Origin of the sequence: Methylobacterium sp. J-092, from assembly GCF_022829325.1 — a bacterium.
Classification (GTDB): domain Bacteria; phylum Pseudomonadota; class Alphaproteobacteria; order Rhizobiales; family Beijerinckiaceae; genus Methylobacterium.
In genome coordinates this window covers 1-692 of sequence record NZ_JAKSXU010000089.1, presented here as the reverse complement: position 1 = coordinate 692, position 692 = coordinate 1, and the positions used below count along the sequence as shown (strand labels likewise).

The window sequence follows — 692 nt, the reverse complement described above, 5'->3', positions numbered from 1 at the left end:
TGCCAGCCCATCGAGGATGGTGCGGTGCTCACCTTCGACGACATCACGCAAGCAAAACAGGCGCAGCGCGAAATCAGTCTGCTCGCCTATCACGATCCGCTGACAGGCTTAGCCAACCGCCGGTCGCTGATCGAACGTCTGGCGCAAGCGCATGAGGGTGAGCAGCCCTCCACGCTGTTGCTGATCGACCTCGACCGGTTCAAGGCCGTCAACGACACCTTCGGTCACGGGATCGGCGATCGCCTTCTTGTCAGCGTGGCATCACGGCTGTCCGAGCTGGTGGGGGAGACCGCTTTCGTCGCTCGCCTGGGCGGTGACGAAATGGCGTTGATCGCTCGTATGGACGCCGAGGCTGCTATGAGCTTGGCCGAGCGCATCGTCATCGCGATCGAGAAGCCGTACGCGTTCGACGATCTGACCGTCGTCATCGGCTGCAGCATCGGCGTGTGTGACATCGATGAAGGAATGAGCCCGACAGATCTGATGCAGCGTACGGACATCGCGTTGTACGAGGCCAAGCGGCAGGGTCGAGGTCGTGCAGCGCGCTACAGCCCTGGGATGATCGAGGCCGTCGCCAACCGGCATCTCCTTGAGAACGACATCCGGTTCGCACTGGCCGAGGGTCAGTTCCATCTCGCGTACCAGCCCATTATGGCGCTCGCCGACGACACCATCCTGGGCTTCGAAGCGCT

The 692-nt window shown here is 62.3% G+C and carries 1 protein-coding gene; it reads left to right on the top strand.

Features of this window, described 5'->3' with window-relative positions; translation table 11 throughout:
* Nucleotides 1-24 precede the first annotated feature (24 nt).
* Nucleotides 25-692 (top strand): GGDEF domain-containing protein (locus MKK60_RS10020; protein WP_243985446.1); only part of this gene is annotated, 668 nt, incomplete at its 3' end.